Source organism: Fulvivirga aurantia (assembly GCF_009711475.1).
GTDB lineage: Bacteria > Bacteroidota > Bacteroidia > Cytophagales > Cyclobacteriaceae > Fulvivirga > Fulvivirga aurantia.
In genome coordinates, this window is sequence record NZ_SMMD01000531.1 from 1 (window position 1) to 3,663 (window position 3,663).

The window sequence follows — 3,663 nt, forward strand, 5'->3', positions numbered from 1 at the left end:
TTCTTCCTTCGTCAGAATGACCTAAAGGAATTGTTTTACACCTTTTGAGACGGCCTCTTTTTTATTTGCTTGGCTTATAGAAAATCTACTTTACCCGAACCGAGGTTGTAATAAGCTGGTACGATTTTAAGCTTACCAGAGTCTACGGCATCTTTTAAGATTGAAGATCTGCTTGTAAGTTCTTCAACGGTAAGTTCCGCATTTTTCTTTACTACATCATTTACGTTAGCTCCATCGTTAGATGCAGCGAGCGCAGGTGTTACATGGCTCAACAGGTGATTGATATTGTGCCCATTATTTCCGCCATTCATAGCAGCAGTTACAGCACCACAGCTCTCATGCCCCATAACTACAATCACTTGCGTACCAAGGTGAGCCACTGCATACTCAATACTTGCAATAGAAGAAGTATTGGCTACGTTACCCGCTACTCTTACTACGAACAACTCACCAAGGCCTGTATCAAACGCCAACTCAGGTACTACACGACTGTCAGCACAGCTAAGTAAAATAGCAAATGGCTCCTGTCCGCCAGTTAAAGCATCACGTCTTGAAGTATCCTGAAGTTTACCTTCTAGTTTGTCAGACACAAAACGCTCGTTTCCACTTTTAAGTCTTTCGATAATTCCGTCTATAGTCATTTTCTTTTTTTGGTTTATATAATGATTACACAAAGTAAAAGGAAAAAATACAATTATGTTTTTTTATTCGCCTTAGTTATATGAATGGTTATTCCATGCTCCTGTCAATGAGACAGTTACACTATTTATCACACACTATTTCGGTGAGATAAAAATTCTAAAATAAAATTTTATTCTCAAGTTTAGCCAAAAGCTTACTCCTGATGTGTTTCTGAAGGGAAAATAATTCAGATGACAACTTTGGCATTGCAACCACATTATTTTATGTTCGCAATTTTTAAATATTTCAATTATATTAGTTGTCTGCTTTAAAAACACACCATGAAGTTAATGCGAAAATTGGCGCGTCTTTCCGTTGCCATGAGATTTAAAGATGCGTGTAATCCGGAAGTGTCTTCTGCTTCTGTGGCCTGGCATATCGACCACAGCCTACGCGTGATAAATAAAATTTGTAACGATTTACAAACATCTGATCCTCAGAGCTATAAGTTTGAGGAAAATCCTGCTCGCCAATGGGTGTTAAAAAATAAAATCATAAAACGTGGCATAGCGCAAGCTCCGGAAGCTGTCACTTTTGATGGAAAAGTAACTTCAAAAATATTACTGGAACAACTCGAAGAGGCCAAGAAAAACCTGATCCTGTTTGAAACCCTTCCGACTCACGCCTTTTTCTCACACCACGCTATGGGCATGTTTACAAGAGATGAAGCAAAGAAATTTCTCAAAATCCATACGCAACATCACCTTTCGATCATAGAGGATATTATATCTAGCAAAACAGAAACTAATAAAGAAGAAGAACTGACTGCCGCTATTTAGCGCACCCTATCACAAGAGTATTAAACTGATTTTTTATTTTTTGATTAATATTTCCTTTCACTAAATTGTGGTAGTTCTCTTTAATTAATAGCGTTTTTAAGGCTGAATATATAGCGTTTATAATTAGATGTTACCTAAGATTCTTCTGATATTCTTGCTATGCAGCAATCTATATTCTTACGGCCAGATTTATTTAGGCTTCACCGGTGACATTGGTAATCGGGTGGAATATTCTCCTAGGGCAGAACCGTTTCTCAAAAGACCCGCAGCCCCATCCGGTAGTTTAAGCTTCTTTGTACAGGAAAATATTAATGATACCTGGTCCTTACAGTATGGCGGGTCAGCGGGTACGCTAGGATATTGGCTCAAATTGCAGGAATTCGACACTTTAAGCACTAGAAGAGATCCGGATTTTTACTCCAGTTACCCTAATTATAATACCATATATACTTCTGCTCATCTTGTTTTTGGTAGGTCTATTAGCTTCAAAAGTAGTTTCCCAGACCTGGCAATATACCTGGGTGGTGGGTTTACTTATTATTTTAGATCTGAGGTTGGCAGTAGTGCCATGGTAGGTTCAGAACGTATTTTTGATTATGAAATTTCCAGATTAGATGAGGCGGTCAAAGGCTTTATGGAAATATCAACTCAAATTCACCCCGTGCATTGGATAATGCTTGGCTTACGCTACCGTCACCATTTTCAACCCGCTCTGAAAGGGACTTACAATCTCTATCATGTCGAAAATCCACCTAGTGGTGAGGTTTTAGTAACGCAAAGGACATTGAGTCTTTTATGTTTCATAAAAACTCATTGGTAATTAAATTATTCAAAAAAGTGAGTCTAGTCTTTTGGCTTGTATAAGATGATGATTTGAATCAGTATAGCCATCACCACCAGAAATAAAATTTCTACTTGCGTAAACAGGTCAATGGTCTTCATCGTCTCGTTGCTTATTTCCATCTGCCTCTTGCCCTCGTCTAGTTGCACTTTAGATAAGCCAGACAAATTATTTACGATACTGTTTATCTTACCGATCGTACTGTTAGATGAACTAAAATCAGAAGCAACATACTCGCTCTCTAAGGCCAGCAACTCGGTCTTTTGCTCCTTCAGCTCATTAAATAACCTCTGCTCCTTGTTGGTTAGTTTGGTTTGCTCATACCGCTCTATCAAGGCTTCCCACGCTTGATTTACTTCGATGTTTTCATTTTTAAAGAACGCAGAATCATTGACAGCAATGGCCATTTCCTTTTTCTGCATCAGAATTGTCATTTCAAAAATCAAGTCATTGGCCACGATCCTATCTTCATAAATAGTAATTACAGATTGTCTTAACCTGTTGAAATTGTCTTTGTCAATGAGGTTGGTCGTAAGTACGATTATAAAAACTAAAACGATTCCCGTGATCCACTTTACCTTGTTAATGAAATCCATATTGGCCTGATTAAGTCGTATGCTACTGTTTCTAAAACAATAAAGATACTTTTTATACGGCTATTGCAAAGTTTTACCGGGTCAATTCAGCTGTTCGTTTTGCGGGACTTTAGGCTTGAGAGACTTCGAGGCAAAAATCAAGGCCTGGATCACAAGGCCGATGCTTATCAATAAAATAATCTCCAACTGCGCATACCAATGGTTGGTAGCTACGATGTTGTTTGACGACTCCAACAGCCTTTCTCCTTCCTCCAGTTGTATGTCAGACAGCAATGAAAGGTCATTATTTAATAGATTAAATTGTTTTTGGAGCGCTCTGTAGGTAGCTGCATCATCATCATTTTTAATGTATGCTGTTTCAATTTGCTTTAGTCTTTCGACATGTTCTACAAAGCCATCAAGCAATTTGGCTTCGTCTTCTGTCAGGAGTGTGTTTTCAAAGTTGGTGATTAACGCGTCAATTCTTTCATTAGCCTTTGTTAGGTTGTAACTCGCATTTACATGATTGAAAAGATTGACCCGCTTTGTATTCAACTCATGAGAAAGCTTGTAGATGTAATTTTCTACCAACAGCCTGTCTTTATACACCGAGGTAAACGACTCTTGCAGCTCAGCAAAGTGATTTTTGTTGATGGTGTTTGTCATAAGCACGAGCAAAAAAACAACCGCCAATGCCAGTGCTATTTTAACTTTCTCCTTTAAGCTATAAATCCACTTCATATCGTATCTATAAACGCTGTAAAAAATATTGACAGCCATCAATATA

General features: G+C 38.1%; 5 protein-coding genes. 2 read left to right on the plus strand and 3 right to left on the minus strand.

Translation table 11 applies throughout. From position 1 onward, the window contains the following. Nucleotides 1-74: 74 nt before the first annotated feature. On the minus strand, nucleotides 75-641 hold the full coding sequence (locus E1176_RS04180; protein ID WP_155209316.1) for a carbonic anhydrase: 567 nt from the start codon (nucleotides 639-641) through the stop codon (nucleotides 75-77). A gap of 330 nt (nucleotides 642-971) precedes the next feature. Here E1176_RS04180 and E1176_RS04185 point away from each other — a divergent pair, with 330 nt between their 5' ends. Together E1176_RS04185 and E1176_RS04190 are read left to right on the plus strand one after the other, a co-directional pair. Beyond that, nucleotides 972-1,460 carry a hypothetical protein gene (locus E1176_RS04185; protein WP_155209317.1) on the plus strand — a complete coding sequence of 163 codons (489 nt, stop codon included), beginning with the start codon at nucleotides 972-974 and terminating at the stop codon, nucleotides 1,458-1,460. 127 nt (nucleotides 1,461-1,587) lie between these two features. Further along, a complete protein-coding gene (locus E1176_RS04190; protein WP_155209318.1) occupies nucleotides 1,588-2,280 on the plus strand; it encodes a hypothetical protein in 693 nt (230 codons plus the stop codon). A gap of 23 nt (nucleotides 2,281-2,303) precedes the next feature. Here the strand turns inward: E1176_RS04190 and E1176_RS04195 are convergent, their stop codons facing one another. Together E1176_RS04195 and E1176_RS04200 are read right to left on the minus strand one after the other, a co-directional pair. Further along, nucleotides 2,304-2,897, minus strand: coding sequence for an MCP four helix bundle domain-containing protein (locus E1176_RS04195; RefSeq protein ID WP_155209319.1), 594 nt, complete (start codon nucleotides 2,895-2,897; stop codon nucleotides 2,304-2,306). Between the two features lie 81 nt (nucleotides 2,898-2,978). Continuing rightward, nucleotides 2,979-3,663, minus strand: a 685-nt coding sequence (locus tag E1176_RS04200; RefSeq protein ID WP_222933081.1) for an MCP four helix bundle domain-containing protein, incomplete at its 5' end; no start/stop codon positions are given.